This is a genomic window from Bacillus sp. J14TS2 (genome assembly GCF_018333015.1).
In the GTDB taxonomy this organism is placed as follows: domain Bacteria; phylum Bacillota; class Bacilli; order Bacillales; family Bacillaceae_C; genus Lederbergia.
In genome coordinates this window covers 72,722-97,522 of the sequence record NZ_BORE01000008.1, presented here as the reverse complement: position 1 = coordinate 97,522, position 24,801 = coordinate 72,722, and the positions used below count along the sequence as shown (strand labels likewise).

The 24,801-nt window shown below is 39.9% G+C and carries 21 protein-coding genes; 9 read left to right on the top strand and 12 right to left on the bottom strand.

Annotated features, from left to right (window positions below):
* Positions 1 to 8: 8 nt before the first annotated feature.
* The gene (locus KI375_RS13695) at positions 9 to 1,097 is read right to left on the bottom strand and encodes a 5-methyltetrahydropteroyltriglutamate--homocysteine S-methyltransferase (RefSeq protein WP_212974041.1); all 1,089 of its coding nucleotides are present in this window, start codon (positions 1,095 to 1,097) and stop codon (positions 9 to 11) included.
* 199 nt (positions 1,098 to 1,296) lie between these two features.
* Positions 1,297 to 2,661, bottom strand: a complete 1,365-nt coding sequence (brnQ, locus tag KI375_RS13690; RefSeq protein ID WP_280528646.1) for a branched-chain amino acid transport system II carrier protein — start codon at positions 2,659 to 2,661, stop codon at positions 1,297 to 1,299.
* A gap of 291 nt (positions 2,662 to 2,952) precedes the next feature.
* Here brnQ and KI375_RS13685 point away from each other — a divergent pair, with 291 nt between their 5' ends.
* Genes KI375_RS13685 through KI375_RS13660 form a run of 6 tightly spaced genes read left to right on the top strand, consistent with a single transcriptional unit; the run spans position 2,953 to position 9,777 of the window.
* Positions 2,953 to 3,414 (top strand): PadR family transcriptional regulator, encoded by a 462-nt coding sequence (locus tag KI375_RS13685; RefSeq protein ID WP_212974040.1) that lies wholly within the window; start codon positions 2,953 to 2,955, stop codon positions 3,412 to 3,414.
* Between the two features lie 11 nt (positions 3,415 to 3,425).
* On the top strand, positions 3,426 to 5,165 hold the full coding sequence (locus tag KI375_RS13680) for an ABC transporter ATP-binding protein (protein ID WP_212974039.1): 1,740 nt from the start codon (positions 3,426 to 3,428) through the stop codon (positions 5,163 to 5,165).
* On the top strand, positions 5,162 to 7,006 hold the full coding sequence (locus tag KI375_RS13675; protein WP_212974038.1) for an ABC transporter ATP-binding protein: 1,845 nt from the start codon (positions 5,162 to 5,164) through the stop codon (positions 7,004 to 7,006). The genes KI375_RS13680 and KI375_RS13675 overlap by 4 nt, the downstream gene beginning before the upstream one ends.
* 40 nt (positions 7,007 to 7,046) lie before the next feature.
* Complete coding sequence (locus KI375_RS13670; RefSeq protein ID WP_212974037.1) at positions 7,047 to 7,520, top strand: NUDIX hydrolase; 474 nt, start codon at positions 7,047 to 7,049, stop codon at positions 7,518 to 7,520.
* Between the two features lie 59 nt (positions 7,521 to 7,579).
* A complete protein-coding gene (locus KI375_RS13665) occupies positions 7,580 to 8,563 on the top strand; it encodes an aminoglycoside phosphotransferase family protein (RefSeq protein ID WP_212974036.1) in 984 nt (327 codons plus the stop codon).
* Between the two features lie 50 nt (positions 8,564 to 8,613).
* Positions 8,614 to 9,777 carry a DUF4317 domain-containing protein gene (locus tag KI375_RS13660; protein ID WP_212974035.1) on the top strand — a complete coding sequence of 388 codons (1,164 nt, stop codon included), beginning with the start codon at positions 8,614 to 8,616 and terminating at the stop codon, positions 9,775 to 9,777.
* Positions 9,778 to 9,825: 48 nt separating this feature from the next.
* Here KI375_RS13660 and KI375_RS13655 read toward each other — a convergent pair whose 3' ends face one another.
* Entirely contained in the window at positions 9,826 to 10,827 is a 1,002-nt protein-coding gene (locus tag KI375_RS13655; protein WP_212974034.1) for an LLM class flavin-dependent oxidoreductase, read from the bottom strand.
* Between the two features lie 306 nt (positions 10,828 to 11,133).
* Between KI375_RS13655 and KI375_RS13650 the strand changes: the two genes are divergently transcribed.
* On the top strand, positions 11,134 to 12,738 hold the full coding sequence (locus KI375_RS13650) for a malate:quinone oxidoreductase (RefSeq protein ID WP_212974033.1): 1,605 nt from the start codon (positions 11,134 to 11,136) through the stop codon (positions 12,736 to 12,738).
* 40 nt (positions 12,739 to 12,778) lie between these two features.
* Here the strand turns inward: KI375_RS13650 and KI375_RS13645 are convergent, their stop codons facing one another.
* The 9 genes from KI375_RS13645 to ahpC form a co-directional block, all read right to left on the bottom strand.
* Positions 12,779 to 13,183 (bottom strand): OsmC family protein, encoded by a 405-nt coding sequence (locus KI375_RS13645; RefSeq protein WP_212974032.1) that lies wholly within the window; start codon positions 13,181 to 13,183, stop codon positions 12,779 to 12,781.
* A 58-nt stretch (positions 13,184 to 13,241) separates the two neighbouring features.
* Positions 13,242 to 14,234 carry an ABC transporter ATP-binding protein gene (locus KI375_RS13640; RefSeq protein WP_212974031.1) on the bottom strand — a complete coding sequence of 331 codons (993 nt, stop codon included), beginning with the start codon at positions 14,232 to 14,234 and terminating at the stop codon, positions 13,242 to 13,244.
* A complete protein-coding gene (locus KI375_RS13635; RefSeq protein ID WP_212974030.1) occupies positions 14,215 to 15,234 on the bottom strand; it encodes an ABC transporter ATP-binding protein in 1,020 nt (339 codons plus the stop codon). Before KI375_RS13635 ends, KI375_RS13640 begins: the two co-directional genes overlap by 20 nt.
* A 102-nt stretch (positions 15,235 to 15,336) precedes the next feature.
* Entirely contained in the window at positions 15,337 to 16,239 is a 903-nt protein-coding gene (locus KI375_RS13630) for an ABC transporter permease (RefSeq protein ID WP_212974029.1), read from the bottom strand.
* 14 nt (positions 16,240 to 16,253) lie between these two features.
* The gene (locus KI375_RS13625; protein ID WP_212974028.1) at positions 16,254 to 17,204 is read right to left on the bottom strand and encodes an ABC transporter permease; all 951 of its coding nucleotides are present in this window, start codon (positions 17,202 to 17,204) and stop codon (positions 16,254 to 16,256) included.
* A 387-nt stretch (positions 17,205 to 17,591) separates the two neighbouring features.
* Entirely contained in the window at positions 17,592 to 19,169 is a 1,578-nt protein-coding gene (locus KI375_RS13620; protein ID WP_212974027.1) for an ABC transporter substrate-binding protein, read from the bottom strand.
* A 186-nt stretch (positions 19,170 to 19,355) separates the two neighbouring features.
* Positions 19,356 to 20,240: a fructose bisphosphate aldolase gene (locus KI375_RS13615; RefSeq protein ID WP_212974026.1), complete on the bottom strand. Its 885-nt coding sequence runs from the start codon at positions 20,238 to 20,240 to the stop codon at positions 19,356 to 19,358.
* Between the two features lie 355 nt (positions 20,241 to 20,595).
* The gene (gene ahpF / locus KI375_RS13610; RefSeq protein WP_212974025.1) at positions 20,596 to 22,125 is read right to left on the bottom strand and encodes an alkyl hydroperoxide reductase subunit F; all 1,530 of its coding nucleotides are present in this window, start codon (positions 22,123 to 22,125) and stop codon (positions 20,596 to 20,598) included.
* A gap of 12 nt (positions 22,126 to 22,137) precedes the next feature.
* Positions 22,138 to 22,707, bottom strand: coding sequence for an alkyl hydroperoxide reductase subunit C (ahpC, locus tag KI375_RS13605; protein WP_207447277.1), 570 nt, complete (start codon positions 22,705 to 22,707; stop codon positions 22,138 to 22,140).
* 409 nt (positions 22,708 to 23,116) lie between these two features.
* Between ahpC and KI375_RS13600 the strand changes: the two genes are divergently transcribed.
* Entirely contained in the window at positions 23,117 to 23,725 is a 609-nt protein-coding gene (locus KI375_RS13600) for a peptidylprolyl isomerase (protein ID WP_212974191.1), read from the top strand.
* A gap of 213 nt (positions 23,726 to 23,938) precedes the next feature.
* The gene (locus KI375_RS13595) at positions 23,939 to 24,796 is read left to right on the top strand and encodes a TolB family protein (RefSeq protein ID WP_212974024.1); all 858 of its coding nucleotides are present in this window, start codon (positions 23,939 to 23,941) and stop codon (positions 24,794 to 24,796) included.
* The last annotated feature ends 5 nt before the right edge of the window (positions 24,797 to 24,801 follow it).

Below are 24,801 nucleotides of genomic sequence, written 5' to 3'. Positions count from 1 at the left end.
GCTTTTTGTTATCCCCAAATTTCTTTAGCGGTGTCAACGACAAATTTTAGTTTTGCCCATTGTTCGTCTTCTGTTAAGATATTGCCGTGATGGGTGGAGGCAAAGCCGCATTGTGGACTAAGGCATAGTTGCTCTAAGGGTACATATTTTGTTGCCTCTTGAACTCTTGCTTTAATTACTTCTTTGTCTTCTAATTTACCAGTTTTTGATGTTACTAGACCTAGAACAACTTTTGGACCGCCCTTTGGAATGTATTGAAGGGGTTCAAAGGAACCTGATCGTTCGTCATCATACTCCAAGAAGAAACCATCCACTTTTTCATTCGCAAAGACTATTGGTGCGACGGTGTCATAGCCGCCTGAGAAGGAATAGTCGGAGCGATAGTTTCCTCTACATATGTGGGTTGTCACCGTTAAATCTTCAGGTTTTCCTTCCAGAATGCTGTTAACAACTTTTACTGCCAATTCAGCTTGAATTTTCTTTTCTTCTGGAGGAAGGTCGGCTGTTGCGATAACCGCTAAATATACATCATCTAATTGAAGGTAACGAATACCGATTCGATAGAACTCATCTATCGTCTTCCTGTAAGCCTCAATAATATCTGTTGCAAATTCCTCAAAATGTTTATAGTGTCCATTAATAATGGCGGGATGGAAGAATTGGTTCGGACTTGGAATCGTGAATTTTGTCACAGCCCTATCATCAACAATTTCTAAAAGTTCCTTTGCTTGTTGAAAAAATGGATGGTTCGGGTTATATGCTACTTTGCCAACAAGTCTTACATCGTAAGGATCAGTCTCTTGCTTGGAAAAGTGGTAGCCTTGCTCTGGAACATAGCCTTCAACCCCTAATAAATGTTCCATAAAGGTCGAATGCCACCAGTCACGTCCAAACTCCCCCTCAGTTACGACTTGCAAGCCAGCTTCAATTTGTCTCTCAACCGCATGTTTAATTTCTTGACGTTCAATCTCATGAAGCTGTTCAAGTGTGATCTTGTCTTCTTTAAAATCGCGTTTAGCCTTTTTTAAATTTTCCGGACGTAATAAACTTCCAACTTGGTCCGCTCTAAATGGCGCCTTAACAAGTGTTTTTGTCATCAAATTTCCTCCTCGTAATTTACATTGGGAATAGTTTACCATTCAAACAGCGTTATAAGTAAGATATAAAATTTATCTCTAGTTATAACAATAGACTATACCCTTCTACTACTAATTGACAGGGAATTCTTTCAAATGAATGTAGCGATATAAAAGCAGGGCTTTTTGCTCCTGCTTTTTATATTGGTTCTAATCATAGTCACACTTCAATTTTACTCCGTTTTTCAACTTTCAATCGAACCCCGATAGTCGTGATGATAATGATAATTAAGGCGGGGAGTAACCAGCCAAGTCCTTCATCATACATGGGTAATATTTTTTGGTAGAACGTAATGAATGGTTTCATCCAAGCAAAATAATCAATTTCTAATGACTTACATAACGCTTTTAACCCATCAAATATACTGATTAAAAACGTGAAAACAGTCGTTAGCACGTAAACGACACGCTTATGATGAAATAATGGAGACAGAAAAGCTAGAATCATTAATACAATCGCAAGGGGATAAAGGAACATCAGAACAGGAACTGAGAAAGTAATGATATTCGTTAAGCCAAAGTTAGCAAAAACAAAGGTAAGGGCCGCGAAAAATACTACTAATGATTTATAGCTGAATCTTGGAAATAGCGTTTGAAAATACTCAGCACATGCTGTTGTTAAGCCAATGGCTGTTGTTAAACATGCTAGTGTGATCAGAACCGCCAACATTATCATGCCCAAAGCGCCAAAATAATAGGAAGTTGCATTGCCAAGGACAGGCCCGCCATTCTCAAAAAACCCAAAGGCTTCAGTGCCTGTTGCTCCCATAAAGGCAATGCCAATGTAAATAGCACCAAGTAATGTGACGGCAATCAGGCCTGATTTTACAGTGGCATTAAGAATTCCGCTTTTTGAAGTGATACCTAGTGAACGAACGGAATTGATCACGATAATTCCGAATACAAGCGAAGCGAGTGCATCCATTGTATTATATCCATCTAGAAATCCGGTTAAAAATGCGTTATTTGCATATTCTCCTACCGGGTCCTGAATAGCACCGATTGGTTTTATAATGACGAATAGTAAGAGAATAGCAAGAAGAATTACGATCCCCGGTGCTAAAATCTTTCCAACATTATCAACGAGCTTCGCTGGATTTAGAGAAAACCACAGAGTAACCGAGAAAAATAAAAATGAAAAGATCAACAATCCTCCTTGTTGAAAACCATCGCTTACGAAAGGGGCGATGCCTACTTCATAGGCAACTGTACCCGTACGGGGGGAAGCAAAAAATGGCCCGATCGTTAAATATAGTAGGCAGGTAAAAAGGATGCCATAAGTTGGATTAACCCTGCTAGCGAGCTCTTGTAAATTACGGCTTCCGGAAAAGCCAATCGCTAAAACTCCCATTAGTGGCAAGCCAACACCGGTAATCAGAAATCCTAAAGCTGCTGGCCAAAGATGTAATCCTGCATTTTGTCCCAATTCTGCTGGGAAAATTAAATTTCCGGCACCAAAAAATAGCGCAAATAACATAGTGCCGATCGCAATATATTTTGAAAAAGGTAATTTTTTTTGTGTCAAAGCTGTCCCTCCAAAGATGTCTAGATATAGCCTGTTTTTCAATGAATGCAATATATTAATGGAGTCTATGATACTATTCCTTTGTATAAAATTCAATAAATTGCGGCAAATACTAGGAAAATGCAGACCTGTAAAATTTGGTATTCCATGTATACTTGGGGACTGAACGAGCAGTCAGCTAGCAGTAAGCTTGAATTATATGAATTTAAAAATAAGGAGTTTGTCCTTTATGACGATTGTTATTTATCGATATATCGTTTATAATTACCGATATGATAAAGGAGGACGAAAATGAGGAGACGTAGAGGCTTTATCCCACTGGCAATTTTGCATTTATTGGCCGAGGAATCGATGCATGGTTATCAAATTATGAAGGAGCTTGAAGAACGATCTGATGGTGCGTATGTGGCAAGTGCTGGCACCATCTATCCCGCTCTTCAGGAATTACTGGATCAGCAACTCATTGAGTTGGATTCAGGATTGGATAAAAAAGTTTATTCCATTAACCAGAGCGGTTTGAAGCGGTTAGAGGAAATGGTGCAGCATGAGGAGGGTGATTTCTGGACGGAATGGAAAGAGAGAATGATTTGGCGAAATTCCAAAGAATCGCTACAACTAAGGGAGTCGGTCAAAGCTTGGGAGCGAGAACTCCGAAAAGCAATGAAACAAACACGTGGAAATCCTGAAGATGCATCGGAATTAATCGCTTTGATTAATAAAATGACTGAGCGTTTAAAAAAGAAAAATAAGTAAGGGGATCCTTCATGAATGCAATCAAAAAGTTACTAAAATTTATAAAACCATATACCGTTTTTGCTATTTTAGGACCGCTGCTTATGTGTATGGAAGTGGCGATGGATCTTTTGCAGCCGACATTTATGCAGAAGATGATTGATGTTGGGATTGCCAATCAAGATAATGGCTATGTTATTAAGCTGGGACTTATTACGTTAGTAAGTGCCTTTATTGGTTTAATCGGGGGAGCTGGGAGTTCCATTTATGCCGCAAAAGCAGCTGTTCATTTTTCAACTGACATCCGCCGAGCGGTGTTTAAAAAGACTGAGCGCTTTTCAAATCAAAATACGGATGCGTTTGGGACAGGGAAATTAATGACAATTTTAACGAATGATATCTCTACCTTGCAACAAGCGGTGATTATGACATTGCGTATTTTTGTCAGAGGTCCTCTGCTTTTTATCGGTTCGATTGTCATTGTTTGGTTCACAGCACGGGAACTTTTTCCAATCTTACTTGTCTCCATTCCGATTCTGGTTGCCTTTATTTATTTTTTCTCGGTGAAATCTGGAAAGCTTTTTACTAAGGTGCAAAAAGCGATGGACCAAGTGAACACAAAGCTTCAGGAGATGTTAGCCGGTATTCGAGTGATTAAAGCCTTTGATCGCCACGGGTATGAGAAAGGCCGTTTTAAGACGGTGAATGATTTGCTGACAAGGCGTAATATGACAGCAGAGCAGCTCATCCTCACATTAATGCCGATGATGATGTTGGTTGTGAATATGGGCATCATTGCCGGACTTTGGCTCGGTGTGATCAAAATGAATGAAGGGATTCTTCAAGTGGGAGTCATTTTGGCCTTTATTAATTACTTAAACATTATGATGAACGGATTAATGAGCAGCAGTCATGTGTTAATGCAAATTGCTCGTTCTTTTCCTTCTGCAGAGCGAATTGTTCAGGTGTTGGATACAAAAATTGATATTACAGAAAGTGCTCATTCAGTTGCCGGGCATATGATCGAGGGAAACATAGAATTCCGAGACGTCTTCTTTAGCTATAGTAAAAATGGCGAGTATGTGTTGAAAAATATTTCGTTTACTGCAAAGGCTGGAGAAACCATTGGGATTATTGGGGCGACCGGGAGTGGAAAGTCGACCCTTGTTAAGCTCATTCCTCGTCTATATGATCCTGATTCAGGGGAGATTCTAATCGATGGGATCAATGTGAAGAATCTGCCGCTAGAAACACTTCGTTCAGCCATTGGGTTTGTTCCACAAAAGGCGATGCTGTTTTCTGGTACGATTAAGGAAAATTTCCAGTTTGGAAAAGAGGATGTAACAGAGGAAGACATGGATGTTGCGGCACAATCGGCCGCCGCCAGTGAATTTATTGATCGGTTGGATGGAAAATATGAACACTTGTTAATGCAAGGTGCAACCAATTTATCAGGCGGGCAAAAACAACGGTTATCGGTGGCTCGGGCGTTTATTCGAGACCCGAAGATGATCGTCCTTGATGACTCGACTTCTGCCATTGATGCGTTATCAGAATTTACCGTACAAGAGGCTTTAGGGAGGAATTTTTCTGCTACAACGGTATTGATCATCGCATCTAAAATTTCCTCCATTATTGATGCGAATCAAATTCTTGTCATGGAAGACGGCACCATTGAAGCAAGTGGGACACATGACGAGTTATTATTAAAAAGCGATGTGTATCGTAATATTTATTATTCTCAAAGTGGGAAGGAGGTCAAGTCTGGATGAGCAAACCAGCTCCTAATATGATGGGACGTGCGCGTGGACCACGGGGATTTAGTGGACCAGTTGTTAAGGCAAAGGATCCAGTTGGAACGATTAAACGAATTTGGCGTTATATGGAGAGACAAAAAGTGGCATTAATCGCATCGATCATTTTCGTGATTGTCACTACCTTACTAGGACTACTTGCCCCGTATATGATTGGTGTGATCGTTGATGACTATATCATACCAAAAGATATCAGTGGCACATTACGATTATTAGCCATACTTGCGCTCGTGTATTTTGCGACAACCGTGTTTACGTGGTTGCAAAATTTTATGATGGTACGTGTTTCGTTGGAAACGATTCGAAAAATGCGCCAAGATTTGTTTAATAAGTTTCAAACATTGTCGTTAGGTTTTTTTGATAAGCGGCAGCATGGTGATTTGATGAGCAGGGTCACGAATGATATCGATCAATTGAATAATGCGTTAAGTCAAAGTGTAATCCAAATTTTTTCTTCTGTTTTAATGGTAATAGGAGTGGGGATCGCGATGTTTTCCTTGAACTGGGTACTTGCGATTGTCACACTTCTCGTCATTCCGTTAATGATCTTTACTACGAAGAAATTGATCTCGTACAGTAGTAGTTATTTTATCAAAAGACAAACAGATTTAGGGGAATTAAATGGTTTTATCGAAGAATCAATTTCTGGCAATGAAGTGATTACGCTTTTTGGCAAGGAAGAAAAAATCGATCAACAATTTTCAGAAGTCAATGAACGTCTGCGTCATTCCGCCATGGCGGCTGATACGGTTTCTGGCTTTCTCGGTCCTGTCAATAATTTTATTAATAATTTAGGACTTGGATTTGTGATCGCGATTGGTGCGGTCATGACAGTGAATGAATTGGCCACGGTCGGAATCATTGCGGCTTTTGTGACATACTCTCGCCAATTCTTTCGACCAATTAACCAGTTGTCAAATCTATTGAACACCTTTCAGTCGGCAATTGCAGGCGCAGAGCGGGTGTTTGAGGTGATGGATGAAACACCGGATTTAGTAGATAAACAAGAAGCGATTGTCGTAGATTCATTTAGAGGAGATGTGGAATTTTCCCATGTTCACTTTGGGTATGATGAGGGGCAGCCGATTTTAAAAGACATTGATTTTCAAGTGAAGGCAGGAGAAAAAATTGCCCTTGTGGGCCCGACAGGTTCTGGAAAGACGACAATTATCAATCTATTAATGCGATTTTACGATGTGACAGGTGGACAGTTGCAAGTAGATGGTCGAGATATTCGCGATTATCAATTAAGTGGATTGCGAAGGCGAATCGGAATTGTGCTACAAGACACCTTCCTTTTTTCGGGAACGATTATGGAAAACATTCGGTATGGACGTTTGGAAGCCACAGATGAGGATGTCATTTCGGCAGCCAAAATGGCCTCAGCCCATCACTATATTAAACATTTGCCTGAAGGTTACCATACACAGATTACCTCTGGTGGATCTAATCTAAGTCAGGGGCAACGCCAATTACTCGCAATTGCAAGAGCGATCCTAGCCGACTCTGATATCCTAATACTAGATGAAGCCACATCCAGCATCGACACCAATACAGAAATTGAAATTCAAAAAGGAATCAACCGCCTAACCGAAGGACGAACAAGCTTTGTCATCGCCCATCGCCTAAAAACAATCGAAAACGCCGACCGTATCTTCGTCATCCACCAAGGCGCAATCATCGAATCCGGCTCACACCAAGAACTCCTAACAAACAACGGATTCTACCATCGAATGTATGAAAGCCAATTTAATCGGGGACTTAATCGGGGCCAGTCCCCTCGTGTGCTAAAGCATTAACGTGGTGGGGGCCAGTCCCCATAGTGTAAGGAGAATAATAATGCTAAAATATACGCTTTGTTTTATAAGAAAGAGAAATAGTCTATTAATGTTGAACAGAAGGAAAAATCCAAATATGGGTTTGTGGAATGGAGTTGGTGGAAAAATAGAGGAAAATGAGACCCCCACTGAAGGAATATTGAGGGAAGCTTGGGAAGAAACGGGTATTTCCCTTTCAAAAGTCATACATGCGGGAAATGTGACATGGGAAAGTGATAAGGGAAACTCGGGAATGTACCTGTTTCTGGCCGACTTACCTCCAAACGAAGAGATCCAAACACCGCTTAGCACTGATGAAGGCATTCTTGAATGGAAAGAGATTGATTGGATCTTACACCCCAACAATCGGGGTGTGGTAGACAATATTCCAATCTATCTACCTAAAATTCTAGATGGACAAATGGAGCGGGAGTATAGATTTATTTATAAAGATGGAGTTATGGTAAGCTTTGGGGTCAGTCCCCTCATGTGTTAAAGTATTAACGTGGTGGGGGTCAGGCCCTTTCACTTGAATCTACTATAGGAGAATTAGCAATGAAGGTTAAATATCCTTTACAAGATAGCATACTGATCAATCTTTTAAAGACAGAATATCATTTGTCAACTGTGAATATTCACTTTATTCCTATGGGAGATTCTGCTTATTCGTACAAAGTGACTTGTCACGATGGTCATCACTATTATCTCAAGCTTTTCGACCATGAGAATGATCGACAGGTGGATAGTTTAAGTAATTTATACCGTGTTTTGCCACTGTTATGGAGAATTTATTCTCAAGGTGCGCTAACAAATATTTCATTGCCAATAGAGAATATTCATCATGATTATAAAACGGCATTTGCGGATTTTTCCGTTATACTCTTTCATTATATTGAGGGAAGGACATTAGCGGATGCATATCCTCTCTCAAATACAATTTTATATAATGTTGGTAAAATAATGGCTACAATCCATCAAACAAACATTGAACACTCTCCGCTTTTAAAAGATAACTTTGATTTATCGTTTGAAATGAACCTGAGGGCATGTATCGATGTGCTAGAAGAGAGCTTACCCTATAACGACCTTGAAATCGTCGTAAAAAAGAAGGAGTATATATTTTCTCTTCTGACAAAACTCCATCAGCTGCGATCAAACATATTTACAGAGCATCAATTCGTTTTTTGCCATGGAGACTTATGGGGAGGAAATCTTATTCAAAAAGGAACAGATATCCATGTGATCGATTGGGAATCAGCCATATTGGCCCCCAGAGAGTACGATTTATTTAATTATATGGGTGAGGGATTTGAGATTCTATTCTCTTCCTATCAAAAAAATACCCCCACACCAATAGAGCTAGACCTTGATTTATTAAGGATGTATACATACAAACACCATCTTCGTAACCTAACAAATTGGTTAATGAATATTATATATAGAAACAAAAACGAAAAACAGAATTTGAATGATATAGAAATGATTTTACACCATTGTTTAAATCGGTTAGACGATGGGGCCAGTCCCCCAATGTGTTAAAGCATTAACGTGACGGGGGTCAGTCCCCCAAATTAAAGGAGGACCATTAGATGAATAAGAATGATATTGGCAATATACGGAAGCAATTTAAGTTGGATAATGATTTGTTAAAAGTACAGGATATTTTTAATGTTTACATAAGGAAAGAGAGTAGTGAGATTTATCATCAGGAGAGTCAGCCGTTTCCGATGTTGGAGCGAGAGCAGCAGGAGTTGTTTATGGCGAATTTTAAGAAGGTGCTGACGGGGAAGATGGATCAAAAGTTGTTTGAGGTGAGGTTCCAAGAGCAAGCGGAAGATCATACTCAGGTTATTCTTTACGAGGCACTTGATATAGATGGCGAGGAATGGGAAGAACAAATGCTTAAGATCGTGTCCAAGATGTTTAAAGATGTTGAGTATGAAAAGGACATGGTCGTAACCTTTATTCGCGGGGAGTATTATAAACCAACGAAGAAAAGTAATGACGAGACGGAAATAAGCGATCGCGATGAGGTTTATTTACATCCCTTTATTCTTTGTAGTATGAATCAAACGGATCAGCCGAAAAAATCCCTTGTTTTTGATTATATTGAAAAGGAGTTTAAGGCTAGTGTTGCTATGGACTCCATCATTAACTTGAAATCCCCAGTCGCTGGGTTTTTATTTCCGAGCTTTACTGAAAACTCGGCAGATGTCAACCACATCCTGTACTCAGCTGGGAAGAAACTTGATTATCATTTTATTGAAAATGTCCTAAACGGGGAAGAGATCATGACAGCAGAGGATGACAAGGCAGTTTTTGAGGAAATTGTGAAGGAAGTCGTCGGGGAAGAAGTCGATACGAGTACACTCTCCAATGTATATGAGGAAATTAATCGGATCATTAATGAAGACGAAGAGGATGAAGCACCTAAGTTGGATTATAAAGATGTGGAACGTGTTTTGAAGGTGAGTGGAGTAGAGGACGTCGATACAGATAAAGTGGAAATGGCTTTTCAAAAAGTGATCGATGACGAGAAATACGAGGTGAAAGCAAGTAGCATTGTTCCGAACTATACGTCCAAATCTATTAAAATCCAAACAAAAGTAGCCAATATTGCTATCAGCCCTCAAGATATAAAATATGTAAAACAAGTGAATCATAATGGCAAACGTTGCTTATTAATTGAAGTGGATGAAGATACGATGGTCGACGGCTTTAAAATCATACCAGAAGCATCCTTGAGTTATTGAGGGCCTGTCCCCCAGCGCGTTAAAGCGTTGGGGGACAGGCCCCAGTTTTTATCCTTCATCCACAACTTCTTTCAAAATTTCATAGGAGCGTTTTTGTTTTTCAGGATCAAAAATATAGGATATGGCCATTATTTCATCAACATGGTATTGATCTTGAAATTGTTTCATTTGTGCTCGAATGCTTGTTTTACTTCCCATGAATGTGAAGCTACTCATGTTCGATGCAATTGCTTTTTCTTGCTCATTCCACAGTGCATCCATGCTTTCGACGGGAGGGCTTAGTTTTACAGAGGAGCCTCTCACAACATTTAGGAAAAATTGTTGCATGGTGGTGGCTTCTCGTTTTGCTTCTTCGTCTGTTTCCGCAGCGATCACATTGAGACATACCGTCATATAGGGTTGATCAAGATACTCGGAAGGCTGAAATTCACTCCGATAAATGTCGATTGCATCTGCCATCCACCTTGGTGCAAAGTGAGAGGCAAATACATAAGGCAATCCTAATCTTGCTGCTAAATGAGCAGAATCTGGGGAAGAGCCAAGAATGTATATTGGAATATTCGTCCCGACGCCAGGATAGGCTTTTACCGACCCTTGCTCTTCCTCTGGACCAAAATAAGTGAGTAATGATTTGACATCCTCAGGGAACGTGTAGACGGTATCGCTTTTTGAGCGTCTTAATGCATTTGCTGTAATCATGTCTGTTCCCGGCGCACGGCCAAGTCCTAAGTCCAAACGTCCGGGATAGATGGTGGCCATTGTCCCAAATTGTTCCGCCACAACTAGCGGTGCATGATTTGGCAGCATAACGCCACCAGACCCAACACGAATTTTCTCCGTATGTTCTAATGTATGTTTGATTAAAATCGATGTTGCAGAACTCACTAATGTCGCAGTATTATGATGCTCTGCAATCCAATAACGTGTATACCCCATTTTTTCCGTAGCTTGTGCCAAATCCACCATGGAATCAATTGCTTCCTTCGACTCCTGGCCTTGTCTGATTGGCACAAGATTTAAAACAGAAATTGGAATTTGTATATTTGACATTGTCCATTTTCCTCTCCTGTTAAAGTTGGGCTTGGCCCTTATCCCAACTATCATAACAGGAATACATGGAAAAACACATTGAAATGCTTCGTGCCCCGAAAAGAACTTCGACAATGTAGCCTCTGATTGTTTCATACCAAACCAACTTGTAGTAAAAAGTTCCAAGGGCTTTTGCATGAGGATGTACTCATAAAGGATCCAACTATGTTATAATCTTCTATATGAATATTTTAATCTATAAAAGATTTAGACATACTATAATCAGATGATTATTGATACAGGAAAGGTAAGTCCCTAGATTGTGTCATGGTTTGCTGGGACGCGCTTACATCTTTTCTGCAAATCTCAAGGTATAAGGATATGGTAAAAATGAGTAACAGACAAACGAAAACGGACGTTATCCTAATCGGTGCCGGAGTTATGAGTGCGACTTTAGGAACTCTTTTGAAGGAATTAGCACCAGACTGGGAGATTAAGGTTTTTGAGAAGCTTACGAAGCCAGGGGAAGAAAGCTCTAACGAATGGAATAATGCAGGTACAGGACATTCTGCACTGTGTGAACTTAATTATACCGTTGAAAAACCGGATGGTTCACTTGATATTAGTAAAGCAATTAAAGTGAACGAACAATTCCAACTATCGAGACAGTTTTGGTCTTATTTGGTTAATCGTAATCTAATTCGCCACCCGCAAGACTTTATCATGCCATTGCCCCATATGAGTTATGTATATGGCGAAGAGAATGTAAAGTTTCTGAAAAAACGTTTTGAAGCCCTTTCCAACAATCCTTTGTTCGAAGGAATGGAGTTTTCCGATGATCCGGAAAAACTAGCCGAATGGGCACCCCTTATGTTGAAGGATCGCACTTTGGATGAGCCTATAGCAGCGACAAAGATTGATTCCGGAACAGATGTTAATTTTGGCTCCCTAACACGTATGTTGTTTGACCATTTACAAAGCCAAGATGTCGAGATTCATTACAAACATAGTGTAGATAACATCAATCGTATGGATGATGGATGCTGGGAATTGAAAGTGAAAAATCTTGACAGTGGCACGGTTGAACGTCACATAGCAAAATTCGTCTTTATTGGCGGTGGTGGCGGCAGTCTACATTTACTGCAAAAATCCGGTATTCCTGAAGGAAAGCATATTGGTGGCTTCCCAGTAAGTGGGTTATTCATGGTGTGTAATAATCCTGAGATTGCCGAGCAACATCATGCAAAGGTGTATGGGAAAGCCTCGGTTGGAGCTCCGCCAATGTCAGTTCCACATCTGGACACAAGATATATTGATAATAAAAAATCGTTATTATTTGGACCGTTCGCTGGCTTTTCACCAAAGTTTCTTAAAACAGGATCGGTATTTGATTTAATTACTTCGGTGAAACCGCACAATGTTTTAACGATGTTGGCGGCAGGAGCTAAAGAACTGTCCTTGACAAAATATTTGATTCAACAACTGATGTTATCGAAGGAACAACGTATGGAAGAGTTACGAGTGTTTATTCCAAACGCCAAGAGTGAGGATTGGGATCTAGTTGTCGCTGGTCAGCGTGTGCAAGTGATTAAAGACACGGTTACTGGGGGAAAAGGGACATTACAATTCGGCACTGAAGTAGTAAGTGCCGCAGATGGCTCAATTGCAGCATTGCTTGGTGCATCTCCAGGAGCTTCGACAGCTGTTCACGTTATGCTTGATATCATAAACAGATGCTTTCCGGACCAACTAAAAGAGTGGGAACCGAAAATAAAGCAAATGATTCCATCGTATGGTATTTCATTGGTAGAAAACCCAGAGCTTTTCCAAAAAATTCACGCTTCCACAGCACAGGTCCTAGGCCTAAGTGAAGACTCAACAAATCCAGATCATCCTGAAACTGGAGAAACGAGAGTATTAGAGAAGGCTTAAAAAATACACCAGGGGGACTGTCCCCTGGTGTATTAACGCGTTAACTCGGTAGGGGACAGTCCCCAGATTGGGTGATTTTTAATCCTTGTTTCAATGTATTTCCAATTGTACATGCTTTTTCAGCGGATTTGATTAGTTTATTTTTATAATCCTCAGGGAGGTGGTCTGGAAGTGATACTTGAACGATACATTCTTCGAAGCGTGATGGGCGATCAGCCGCTTTTACGGTTTTGACTTCAACGGAGAAGGGATCATTTTCGTCTAGTTCTATTCCATCCCGTTCTAGCATTCTTTGAATGACAATTGTTGTACATAGTCCTAGAGAGGATTCTAATAATTCCTTCGGGTTTAAACCAGTTGAACCTGCTGTAAAGCTGGCTTCTACTTGATAACCTGCTTCATTATAAATACCAAAAGCGCCATTTTTTCTTTGTACGATGGCCATATATTATTCCTCCTTATAAGATACGATAGACAAAAAGGTATAAAAAACTTATTCACTCTTAATACAAATGGCATGAAACATAATGTCCACTTGCTATTTCTTTGCGTTCAGGCACAACATTCTTACATACTTCTGTTGCGAAAGGGCATCTAGTATGAAACATACAGCCTGTTGGTGGATTTAGTGGTGATGGGATATCTCCCTTCAAAACAATGCGTTCTCGTTTATCTTCATCCATATTTGGTCGTGGGACGGCCGAAAATAGAGCTTTTGTATATGGATGAAGCGGTTCTGCAAATAACTGGTCTGTAGAGGCTTCTTCGACAATTTTCCCCAAATACATTACACCAATTCGATCAGAAATATGACGTACGACACTAATATCATGAGTAATGAATAGATAAGTCAAATCAAATTCATCTTGAAGCTCTTCTAAGAGATTAAGAACTTGAGACTGAATGGATACATCCAATGCTGATACTGGTTCATCACAAATGATCACTTTGGGATTCAAAATGAGCGCTCTTGCCAAACCGAGCCGTTGTCTTTGACCGCCAGAAAATTCATGGGGATATCGATAATAGTAATCGGCCCCTAAGCCGACCTTGTTTAACATCTCTAATGTCCGCTCTCTTCGTTCCTTTTTGTCTCCGATGGCATGAATGTTAAGGGGTTCCTCTAAGATTTGCCCAACGTTTTTTCTTGGATTTAATGATGAATAAGGGTCTTGAAAGACCATTTGTAAATCTTTTCGAGTCCTTCGAAGCTCCTGCTTGGACATTTGCACAAGATCTTGATTTTGGTAGAGTACTTTGCCGGCAGTTGGTTCCATTAAACGGAGAATCGTACGGCCAGTTGTACTTTTTCCACAGCCTGATTCCCCGACAATTCCCAATGTTTCGCCGTTGTATATATCAAATGAAACGTCGTTCACCGCTTTTACTTGCCCTTTAATGCCGCCTAATCGACCGAATTGTCCAGTAACAGGAAAATATTTTTTTAAATGTTGGACTTGGAGGATTGGCTCTTGTTTATTTGCTTGTAGAGACATGATCATCCTCCTCTCTTTCCGCAATTTCTTTGTAATGCCAGCATCTTACTTTTTGAGTTTCACTATGATCCTCTAGTTCAGGTGCTTTTTCCCGGCAAAGATCTGTGGCAAACGGACAGCGTGAAGCAAAGCGACAGCCTTTTGGGACATTCTCTAAGGAAGGAACAGATCCTTTAATGACATGCAGCTTTTGGGTCCGATCGCCATCTATCTTTGGAATAGACTTCATTAGGCTTTTCGTGTAGGGATGTAATGGTTTTGTGAATAGATTTTTTGTATCTGTTTCTTCTACAACTTGACCAAGATACATGACAATCACACGGGTGCATACCTCAGCTACAACCCCAAGATCATGGGTAATGAACATAACGCCCATCTGTAATGTTTTATTTAACTCAACAATTAAATCTAAAATTTGTGCCTGAATGGTAACATCAAGGGCTGTCGTTGGCTCATCAGCAATTAATAGCTTTGGTTGACAAGCAAGAGCCATCGCAATCATGGCGCGTTGTTGCATTCCCCCAGATAATTGATGGGGATAATCATTTACTCGTTTTTCAGGTGCTGGAATCCCCGTCAGACGTAGCATGTCAACGGCCTTCTTTGTTGCTTCCTTTTTTGAAACCTTTTGATGCAATAAAATCGCTTCTCTTATTTGATCACCGATTGTATAAACAGGATTAAGAGAGCTAAGGGGATCCTGAAAGATCATCGAGATCTCGTTCCCACGAATTGCCCCCATCTTAGCATTTGACAATTCTAATAGATTTTTTCCATTAAGACGAACTTCCCCTTCATGTTCAGTTGTATTCTTTTCATCAAAAAGTCGCATAATCGACTGGGACATCACACTTTTCCCACAACCTGATTCACCGACAACACCTAGAATCTCTCCTTCATTGACTTGGAAGCTGATCCCATCGACAGCTGTTACACGTCCGCGTGAAGTGTTAAAGTGAGTTTTTAAATCTTTTACTTCAAGAAGTGGTTGATTGTTCATTTGTGTCCCTCCTTTATCGTTCAGTCAACTATTGGTAGTTGTAAAATTATAGATCTGCAGGCAACATCTTTGGGATGTACTACGGATTGCCACAGCTTCTATTTAACGTTTATTTTTTCCTGCTGTATGTGGGTCTATAAAGTCTCGTAAGCCGTCACCTAAAAGGTTAAGGCCCAACACGGATACAACAATAATAAGTCCAGGATAAACAACCATCCACCATGCTTTAAAAATCACTAATTTCCCAGCATATAGGATATTTCCCCAACTAGGATCTGGAGCGGGAATCCCAGCACCAAGGAAACTAAGAGCTGCTTCTGAAATGATGGCTTCGGCAAACACAAAGGTAGCTTGGACGATTAATGGTGATATAGTATTAGGTGCTATATGCCCCCAAATGATTCGCAAGTTACTAGCTCCTTGTGCCTTCATGGCCTCAATATACGTTTGCTCACGGACGACTAATGCAGAAGAGCGAACAATCCGGGCAATACTTGGAGTGAAAACAATGCTCAAAGCGATAATGACATTGGTAGCTGATGGCCCTAATGCTGCCATTAAAGCAATCGCAAGTAAAATACCTGGGATGGACATGAGTGCATCACAAATCCGCATTAAGATATGATCCAATGCATTATAAAAACTAGCGTAAAGACCAATTACCATACCAAGGAATGATGAAATCAGTGTTACGGCTAAACCAATTCCCATGGAAACCCGTGCTCCATACACAATCCTTGTTAGCAGATCTCTTCCAAATTCATCTGTCCCTAATAAATGCGCGGAACTAGATGCTTTTAATCGCTCTGTCACAACCATGGCATATGGATCATAGGACATGAGAAAGGGGCCAATGAAGGCAAATACAATAAGAAAAATAAAAATGATGCCGCCAAGGACCATTAATTTATTGGAGAAAAATCTTTTCACGGTCAATGATCGTTGCTGTTTTTTTAGACTAGACTTAATTTGTTGGAATTCATTTTCCTTTTGAATTGCAGCCATATGCTATCTCCTTTCTATTTTCGTTCCAACCTAACGCGAGGATCAATAATCCCATACAATAAGTCTACAATTAAGTTGATCATGACATATATAAAGGTAACAAATAGAACAACACCCTGTATGACAGCAAAATCTCTCCGTTCAATTGAGTTAATAATTAACTGTCCCAGACCGGGAATGTTAAAAATCGTCTCAACTACTACTGCACCAGTTACAAGTGTCCCAAAGGATTGTCCAATCACTGTCAGGATGGGAAGGAATGCATTACGAAGTGCATGTTTCACAATCACCTTTCTTTCCTTCGCACCTTTCGAACGGGCTGTTTTAATATAGTTCATATTCAAAACTTCCAGCATAGAAGAGCGTGTCATTCTTGCGACAAGTGCTGCTTGAATTGCTCCTAGAGAAATCGCCGGTAAAATTAAGTATCTAAAATGCTCCCATACCCCTAAACTTAACGGTTGATAACCAGCGATTGGTAACCAATTTAATTTTACACCGACAAACAACATTAATAATAAACTAAGTAGGAAACTAGGAACGGCCATTCCTAATAAAGAGACCACCATAAGTGAATGATCTGCCAATGATCCACGACGATAAGCTGCATAAATACCGATCGGAATCGCTAAAATCAATGCAACAATTTCAGCTAATATAGCAAGAGACAATGTTGGAGCCAAATGACTGAAAATGGCTTGTGTGACGGGCTCATCCATGAAATAAGACCTTCCCAAGTCACCCTGAAAGATTCCTTTTATCCAAGTAAAATACTGATTATAAATTGGGAGGTTAAACCCCATTTGTTCATTCAATTCTTCAATCTGTTCCTCCGTTGCTTCCATTCCTAGGATAACGGATGCCGGATCCCCTGGTGTTAGATGGACAATTAAAAAGATTGCGATTGAGACAATAAATAATACAGGTATTAAGGATAAAATCCGTTTTACAATATAGCCTACCAAGGAGACCCCTCCTTTTTTGGATTCATAATAATTCAATCGTATCATGCTTGGCTTTTAAAAAGAACTGACATTTTTTTGAAGTGTCCAGCTCCAGGCGCCATCGCAGGAGCGAGTCCGTCGGCGTTGCGACGTACAGGAGGTACTAGTGCAGACGAAGCGACAGGACGGCGCGAACTTAGCCGATGTTCTGTATAAATAACCTGAACCAATGAAAGGCAAAAAGCGCCTTTCTATGGTTGAGAACATTTGCTTGTCGCCGCCAGGCGGGCGCCTTGCGCTTTTCTTTAATAAAACAGGGAAACCTCCATCGTTATCATAACAATGGAGGATTTGATCTTATCAATTCAGTAAGGAATGGAAAAACTCCCACTGAGTGAAGTTTCACTTTTATTCCGCAATTTTCGTATTCCAAATGATTGGATAATCTAAGATGGTAAATCCTTCAAGTTTATCTGTTGTTGCTAACAAGCTATTGTAGTGACCAATTACTGTGGACGGAAGATATTCATATAAGTAGCCTTGTAATTCATCCCAATGCTTGCTTGCTTCTTCATCTGTTTTGGCTTCGCGAATCTTCGAGACTAAATCTGTTATTTTCGAATCATCTACTCCTGCCCAATCTTTTGTTAATGCTAGTAATTGTGGTGGAGTGAGAGGATAACCATTACTTGTAATAAAAATATCCCATTGTGAAGGATCATTTTTCTTTTCTAAGAATGTTGGAAAGTCGAAGTTCTCTACTTTTACTTTCATTCCTAATTGTCGTAGCTGTTCTTGAACGACAAGTGTGGCTGAGTACATTTCATTATAATCGCTGGTTGTTAGTAAGGTAATTTCTTCTCCGTCATAACCAGCTTCTTTCAATAAGTCTTTTGCCTTCTCAACATCACCTTGATTATAGTTATCTTGACCAGCTTCTGTTTCCCACTGTGTTTGATCAGGGTTCATATAGGCTGGATTTAAAGAATACAAGTCTTCGTTTGCGAATGCACCTAGCATTATTTCATCCATTTCTAATCCAGTTTGAATCGCTTGGCGCATTTTTACATCAGCTAAGTTTCCTTCATTCGTGTTATAGAAAAGTGTCAGTGTTCCACCTTTAAAATCTTGAACTTCAATATTATTTGCTGATTGTAATTGCTCATAGTTTTCAATAGGAATGCTATTAGCGAGATCATATTCTCCTGTTTGAATTCCAGCAATTCTCGTTGAATGATCAGTTACAAAGTGATAGTATACATCTTTGATAAAAGCTTCTTTCTTTCCTGCAACTCCACTAGCTTCCTCATCAACAGCCTGATAATCGTCATATTTGGTTATATATATATATTGATCTTGCTTCCATTCTTCAAACTTATATGGACCAGTTCCAATATATTCCTTCACACCTTCTGCATCAGCAGAATCAATTATTTCTTTGGGCATAATGGCTGGAAATTGAGCTTGTGAAGCCATCATGATCAGTACATCAGAGTAATTTTTTGGTAAAGTTAATACAGCGGTGTACGTATCTTCTGCTTCGAATTTTGCATCCTTTAAAAGTTCCTTTGCCTTCGGTGATTTTTCCAACCAACGATTCATGGATGCTACCACATCTTCAGATGTCATTTCATCATCGTTGTGGAATTTAATGCCTTCTCTTAAATGAAAGGTGTATGTTTTACCGTCATCACTCGTATCAATCGATTCAGCTAGCATTGGAACAGGTTCATAATTTTCATCTAACGTCACCAATGTTTCAAAGATATTTCGTGAAATATCTAATGACGCTTGGGAGACCGTTACCGCCGCATCAAGAGTTGGTGGTTGAGCTGTAATGGCAATATCTATTTTATCTCCATAATTTTTCTGACCTTCTGCAGATTCTCCACCCTTATTAGAATCATCTGCATTACTACTACACCCAACAGCCAGTAGAGCTGTAAGCATAATGTAGCATAGAAAGTGTAGGTGTTTAAATTTCATCCAGTAAATCCTCCCTCGTAAACATAACATAAAAAAAAGCATGTTAATTCATACTTTTTTGATTGGTTTTATTAACATAGTAATATTACCCTATCTTTCTATTAAAGTCAACAACATCGTGGGGACTGTCCCTCGTTGCGTTAATACTTTAACACATTGGGGGACAGTCCCCGCTTTATCGCCACTTTAGATAGACGCTTCGTAAATGGATTGAACGGCTTTCTTAAGGATAGTGTTAAATTCTTCATCTGTTTGGTCGTTGTTTAGGTCTTGACTGAGGGCGCGCGAGAAGCTGGCGATGAGGCCAACGTTTTCTTTTAGTTTTGCATTTGCTTCGTCTGCGGAGTATCCTCCGGAGAGGGCTACGACGCGAACGACCTTTGGATGATCGATTAATTCTTTATATAAGTTTGCTTTTGTAGGAATGGTGATTTTTAGCATTACATTCTCATTTTCCTCTAATTGGTTGAGATGGTCTAGTAGTTCTGCTTTTAATAGGTCTTCACATTTTTCTTTTTCAGGGCTGTTAATATCGACTTCTGGTTCGATAATCGGAACGAGTCCTGCTGCAATAATTTGCTTGCCGATTTCGAATTGCTGGCGAACGACAGCTTTAATGCCTTCTATATTCGCTTCTTTAATAACCGAGCGCATTTTTGTACCAAAAATATGGCGTTCATTTGCGCGATTTAGTAGTTCCCCAAGACCTGGATTCGGCTTCATCAGTTGTACACCATTCTTCTCTTGATCAAGTCCTTTGTCTATTTTAAGAAAAGGAACAATGCCTTTCCTTTCAGCTAAATAATCAGCTGTGTACATGTCTTCGATTTTACTATCCATTGTTTGTTCAAATAGAATAGCTCCTAAAATGTACTCCGCATCGAAAGCAGGGGACGTGATAATGCGTGTCCGCATTTTGTGGACTAATTCGAACATTTCATCTTCTGTTGAATAGGCATCTTCTGAGATCCCATAAGCGGCTAGCGCCTTAGGTGTACTGCCTCCACTTTGGTCTAGTGCTGCGATAAAACCTTTTCCGTTTTTGACTTTCTCAAACTGACTTTGGTTCATCATGACCACTCCTTTTTCCTAATAGTGTCGTCTTTTATCTCAGATCTTACTCGTCTCATTAATATTCTAGCACTATGAGGAAAATGGTTATACTCATATGCATGGAGGAAGTATGTCCCACTGATAAGAGTTTTGTTTATATCGTTTGTTTTTCCTATATATAGGAAAAACAAATACTCTGGAGCAAGATATCAAACACGACATAAGAAATTTTTCCGCAAGTTAGGACTTTATCACAACTTAAAGTATAAAAAAGCCTACTGTAAAAAGGAATAATCCATTTACAGTAGGCTTGTCTACTTTATCTATTCTCCATTAATAGGCAGTAAAACCCCGCTATTTGAAGTTTCATCTATTAATTTCGAACAAGGTAATCGAAGGCACTTAGCGATGCCGTTGCACCAGATCCCATCGAAATAATAATTTGCTTAAATGGGGCAGTGGAACAGTCTCCAGCGGCAAATACGCCGGGGACATTAGTTTCTCCACGATGGTTCACAACGATCTCTCCGAATCTATTGCGCTCAACGGTGTCACCGAGCCAATCTGTATTTGGTACGAGACCAATCTGAACAAATACTCCAGATAGTTCAATATGATGTTCTGTCTCTGTATCACGTTCAATATAGGTAATTCCGTTGACACTGTCTGTTCCGGTAATTTCCTTTGTTTGAACATTTTTCAAAACTGTGACATTCGGAAGACTGTTAAGACGATCTTGAAGGACAGAGTCAGCTTTCAATTCAGGCAAAAATTCAAGAACTGTGACATGTTTCACAATCCCGGCAAGGTCAATAGCAGCCTCAATCCCAGAATTTCCACCGCCAATAACAGCTACATCTTTTCCTTCAAACAATGGGCCATCACAGTGAGGGCAATATGCGACACCCTTGTTTTTGAATTCAGCTTCACCTGGTACGCCAATATTACGCCAACGAGCACCTGTTGAAAGGATGACGGTCTTACTTTTTAGAACAGCGCCGTTTTCTAATTCAATTTCAATTTGATCTTTCTTTTCTAAACGTTTTGCACGCTGCAAATTCATAATATCAATGTTGTATTCTTTTACATGCTCTTCAAGATTCGCTGCAAGTTTTGGACCTTCTGTATGCTTCACGCTAATAAAGTTTTCGATACTAGCAGTGTCCAAGATCTGACCACCAAAGCGTTCAGCAACAATTCCTGTACGGATTCCTTTACGTGCTGCATAGACAGCTGCACTTGCACCCGCAGGTCCGCCTCCTACTACAAGCACATCAAACGGATCTTTATCCGCAAATTCCGATGCGTCAGGAGCACTTCCTAACTTAACAAGAATCTCTTCAAGCGTCATACGTCCGTTTCCAAATGGCTCACCATTCAGGTATACGGTAGGGACAGCCATGATGTTTTTGCTTTCCACTTCTTCTTTGTAAGCTGCGCCATCAATCATTGTATGGGAAATACTAGGATTAAGAACGCTCATTGTATTTAATGCCTGTACAACGTCAGGACAATTTTGACAGCTTAAGCTAACGTAAGTCTCAAAATGATAGGTTTCTTGAATCAATTGCACTTGATCGATGACTTTTTGATCGACCTTTGGGGCTCTCCCACTTACTTGAAGGAGGGCGAGTACGAGTGAAGTGAACTCATGGCCAAGCGGGACACCAGCAAAGGTGATCCCAGTCTCTTCTCCAATACGGTTGAGACTAAAGCTTGGTGTTCTCTCAAGCTCAGCGTGTTCGACCTTAATATGACTAGACATAGTCGCTAACTCATCAACTAGTTCTAGCATCTCGCGGGAAACTTGATCCGTTCCCGCGCTCACTTTTAGTAACACATCGCCTTCAAGCATTTGAAGATATTGTTCTAATTGTGCTTTTAACTCCGCATCTAATATCATTCAATCTACTCCTTAAATTTTACCTACTAGATCTAAGCTTGGTTTAAGTGTTGTAGAACCTTCTTCCCATTTAGCTGGGCAAACTTCTCCTGGATTATTACGCACGTATTGAGCTGCTTTAATCTTACTAATAAGCGTGCTTGCATCACGGCCAATCCCGTCTGCATTGATTTCAGCTGCTTGTACAACACCGTCTGGATCAATAATGAATGTACCACGTTGGGCAAGCCCTGCTTCTTCATCCAAAACATCGAAGTTACGAGAAATCGTTTGTGATGGGTCACCAATCATTGTATATTCGATTTTGCTGATTGCATCTGAGTGGTCATGCCATGCTTTATGGACGAAATGCGTATCTGTTGAAACGGAATAGACTTCAGCTCCAAGCTCTTTTAGCTCTGCATATTGATTTTGCAGGTCCTCAAGTTCAGTTGGGCATACGAATGAAAAGTCTGCTGGGTAGAAACAAACAACATTCCATTGCCCTTTTAAGTTTTCATCACTAACTTCGATAAACTCACCGTTGCTGCTGTTGTAGGCTGATGCTGTGAATGGTTCTACTTTTTTTCCAATTAAAGACATATACTATTCCTCCTAATATATTTTAATATTTTATGTCGCTAACTATAATAATTCTAATACAACATTAATTATCATATGAAAACTATCTTTTGTCAAATCTTATACATTGATTAAAAAGTTTCATTATTAATTATTATTATGGATTAAAAAAAGTTAGTTTACGCTAATTTATACTAGCTATGAAAGCTGGCGAATTTGGAGTTAGTATCTTAATTCTCAATTAACAAAGGCGATTCTCGATCGTGTAAACTTCTTTAGTATGTAGGTTTTCCATGAATAGGTAAAATAAAACACATGCATTAAAAAAGATCGTAGTCTCTCTATTAAATTAAAGTTATGATAGAAAGGATGCGGAAGGGGGAGTTCAAAATTGAACAAATACATAAGAACAAAACCGATATTGTTTTTCATGCTACTTTTGACGTTATTGTTAAGTGGTTGTGGAAACGGGACAAATCCTGAAAAGGTAAAGTCACAAGGTGAGAAAGTGAAGATTGAGGAAAATCCTATTGTGACGATTGAAATGGAGGATGGAGGAATCATTAAAATTGAGCTGGAGCCTAATATAGCGCCCAATACGGTCGCAAATTTTGTTGCTCTTGTAGAAGATCATTTTTATGATGGACTTATTTTTCATCGTGTTATCCCTGGTTTTATGATTCAAGGGGGTGACCCTGATGGAAACGGCTCGGGCGGTCCTGGCTATAGTATTGCAGGAGAATTTTCCTCAAATGGGGTTGAAAATCATCTAAAACATGAGCGTGGTGTGATCTCAATGGCTCGGACCAAAGAACCTGATTCTGCTGGTTCCCAATTTTTCATTATAGCAGAGGATGCTTCCCACCTTGATAACGATTATGCTGCATTTGGAAAGGTAACAGAAGGAATGGATATTGTTGACAAAATTGTCAATGTAGAACGGGACGCTGTAGATAAGCCATTGACAGACCAAGTGATGAAAAAAGTGACGATTGACACAATGGGTGTTACCTATCCAGAGGTGGAAAAGGTGCAATAAACACCCTCATATTGTCATATATAGCCAAGAAAAGTTAAAAACGCCCTTTTCTAGTTCTTTAATTGAAAATAAATTTCCTTGAAAACCTAGAGAAGGGCCCTTTTTCCTGGTCAAAGAAAATATATATTTAAACTTTCCGAAGGAATTAGCGGACTTTTATAGAATAGATGTAGAGTATCTTTAAAAATAGTAAGAAGGGGGGAGGTAAATATAATGGAAGAACTTAAATGGGGAAGTGTAAAAAGTTTTCTGGAAACGATCCATATCGAAACAGGCGAGCGGACGACTTTGGCAACATTCGATCAAGTAGTTGAGGCGCCTAATTGGACCAAGGATGGAAAGCTTATTTATAACAGGGGTGGAAAGCTGTACTCTTTTGACATGCAAACAGATGAAAACACTTTCATTGATTCGGGTTTTGCTACTTCTTGCAACAACGATCATGTCTTATCACCGGATGAAATGTATTTGGGGATCAGTCACCAAACTAATGAAGATCGACAGTCTCGTATTTATACATTAGCTAGAGAGGGCGGGCATCCGACACTGATTACACCCATGGGGCCTTCCTATTTACACGGTTGGTCCCCTGATGGAAAGGAATTGGCTTATTGTGCTGAGCGGAACGGGAAATATAATATATATACCATTCCAGCAATCGGGGGAGTGGAGAAGCAATTGACATATACTCCAGGACTAGATGATGGGCCGGAATATTCACCAGATGGCCGCTACATTTGGTTTAACTCAACGCGTACCGGCCTTATGCAAGTATGGCGAATGAATGTAGATGGAAGTTCACAGACGCAAATGACGTTTGAGGAAAGTCATAACTGGTTTCCTCATATATCTCCTGATGGGCAGCATGTTGTGTATATCGCGTATCAGAAAGGGGATGTAGCACCTGACGATCATCCTCCTAATAAGAATGTTGAACTGCGCCTAATGCCGAGCTCTGGTGGTAAATCACGTATGATCGTAGAGCTGTTTGGAGGTCAAGGGACGATTAATGTGAACTCTTGGTCACCGGACAGCAAACAGTTGGCATTTGTCCGTTATGAGCTCAGTTAAAGTCT

Bases quoted from the DNA above. Each gene is read 5' to 3' on its own strand.
- KI375_RS13670 (WP_212974037.1), top strand. From the start codon at position 7,047: ATGCTAAAATATACGCTTTGTTTTATAAGAAAGAGAAATAGTCTATTA.
- KI375_RS13595 (WP_212974024.1), top strand. From the start codon at position 23,939: ATGGAAGAACTTAAATGGGGAAGTGTAAAAAGTTTTCTGGAAACGATC.
- ahpF (WP_212974025.1), bottom strand. From the start codon at position 22,125: ATGATATTAGATGCGGAGTTAAAAGCACAATTAGAACAATATCTTCAA.
- KI375_RS13660 (WP_212974035.1), top strand. From the start codon at position 8,614: ATGAATAAGAATGATATTGGCAATATACGGAAGCAATTTAAGTTGGAT.
- KI375_RS13655 (WP_212974034.1), bottom strand. From the start codon at position 10,827: ATGTCAAATATACAAATTCCAATTTCTGTTTTAAATCTTGTGCCAATC.
- ahpC (WP_207447277.1), bottom strand. From the start codon at position 22,707: ATGTCTTTAATTGGAAAAAAAGTAGAACCATTCACAGCATCAGCCTAC.
- KI375_RS13650 (WP_212974033.1), top strand. From the start codon at position 11,134: ATGGTTTGCTGGGACGCGCTTACATCTTTTCTGCAAATCTCAAGGTAT.
- KI375_RS13640 (WP_212974031.1), bottom strand. From the start codon at position 14,234: ATGTCTCTACAAGCAAATAAACAAGAGCCAATCCTCCAAGTCCAACAT.
- KI375_RS13630 (WP_212974029.1), bottom strand. From the start codon at position 16,239: ATGGCTGCAATTCAAAAGGAAAATGAATTCCAACAAATTAAGTCTAGT.
- KI375_RS13645 (WP_212974032.1), bottom strand. From the start codon at position 13,183: ATGGCCATCGTACAAAGAAAAAATGGCGCTTTTGGTATTTATAATGAA.
- KI375_RS13600 (WP_212974191.1), top strand. From the start codon at position 23,117: ATGCTACTTTTGACGTTATTGTTAAGTGGTTGTGGAAACGGGACAAAT.
- KI375_RS13665 (WP_212974036.1), top strand. From the start codon at position 7,580: ATGAAGGTTAAATATCCTTTACAAGATAGCATACTGATCAATCTTTTA.
- KI375_RS13695 (WP_212974041.1), bottom strand. From the start codon at position 1,097: ATGACAAAAACACTTGTTAAGGCGCCATTTAGAGCGGACCAAGTTGGA.
- KI375_RS13685 (WP_212974040.1), top strand. From the start codon at position 2,953: ATGAGGAGACGTAGAGGCTTTATCCCACTGGCAATTTTGCATTTATTG.
- KI375_RS13620 (WP_212974027.1), bottom strand. From the start codon at position 19,169: ATGAAATTTAAACACCTACACTTTCTATGCTACATTATGCTTACAGCT.
- KI375_RS13615 (WP_212974026.1), bottom strand. From the start codon at position 20,240: ATGAACCAAAGTCAGTTTGAGAAAGTCAAAAACGGAAAAGGTTTTATC.
- KI375_RS13675 (WP_212974038.1), top strand. From the start codon at position 5,162: ATGAGCAAACCAGCTCCTAATATGATGGGACGTGCGCGTGGACCACGG.
- KI375_RS13680 (WP_212974039.1), top strand. From the start codon at position 3,426: ATGAATGCAATCAAAAAGTTACTAAAATTTATAAAACCATATACCGTT.
- KI375_RS13635 (WP_212974030.1), bottom strand. From the start codon at position 15,234: ATGAACAATCAACCACTTCTTGAAGTAAAAGATTTAAAAACTCACTTT.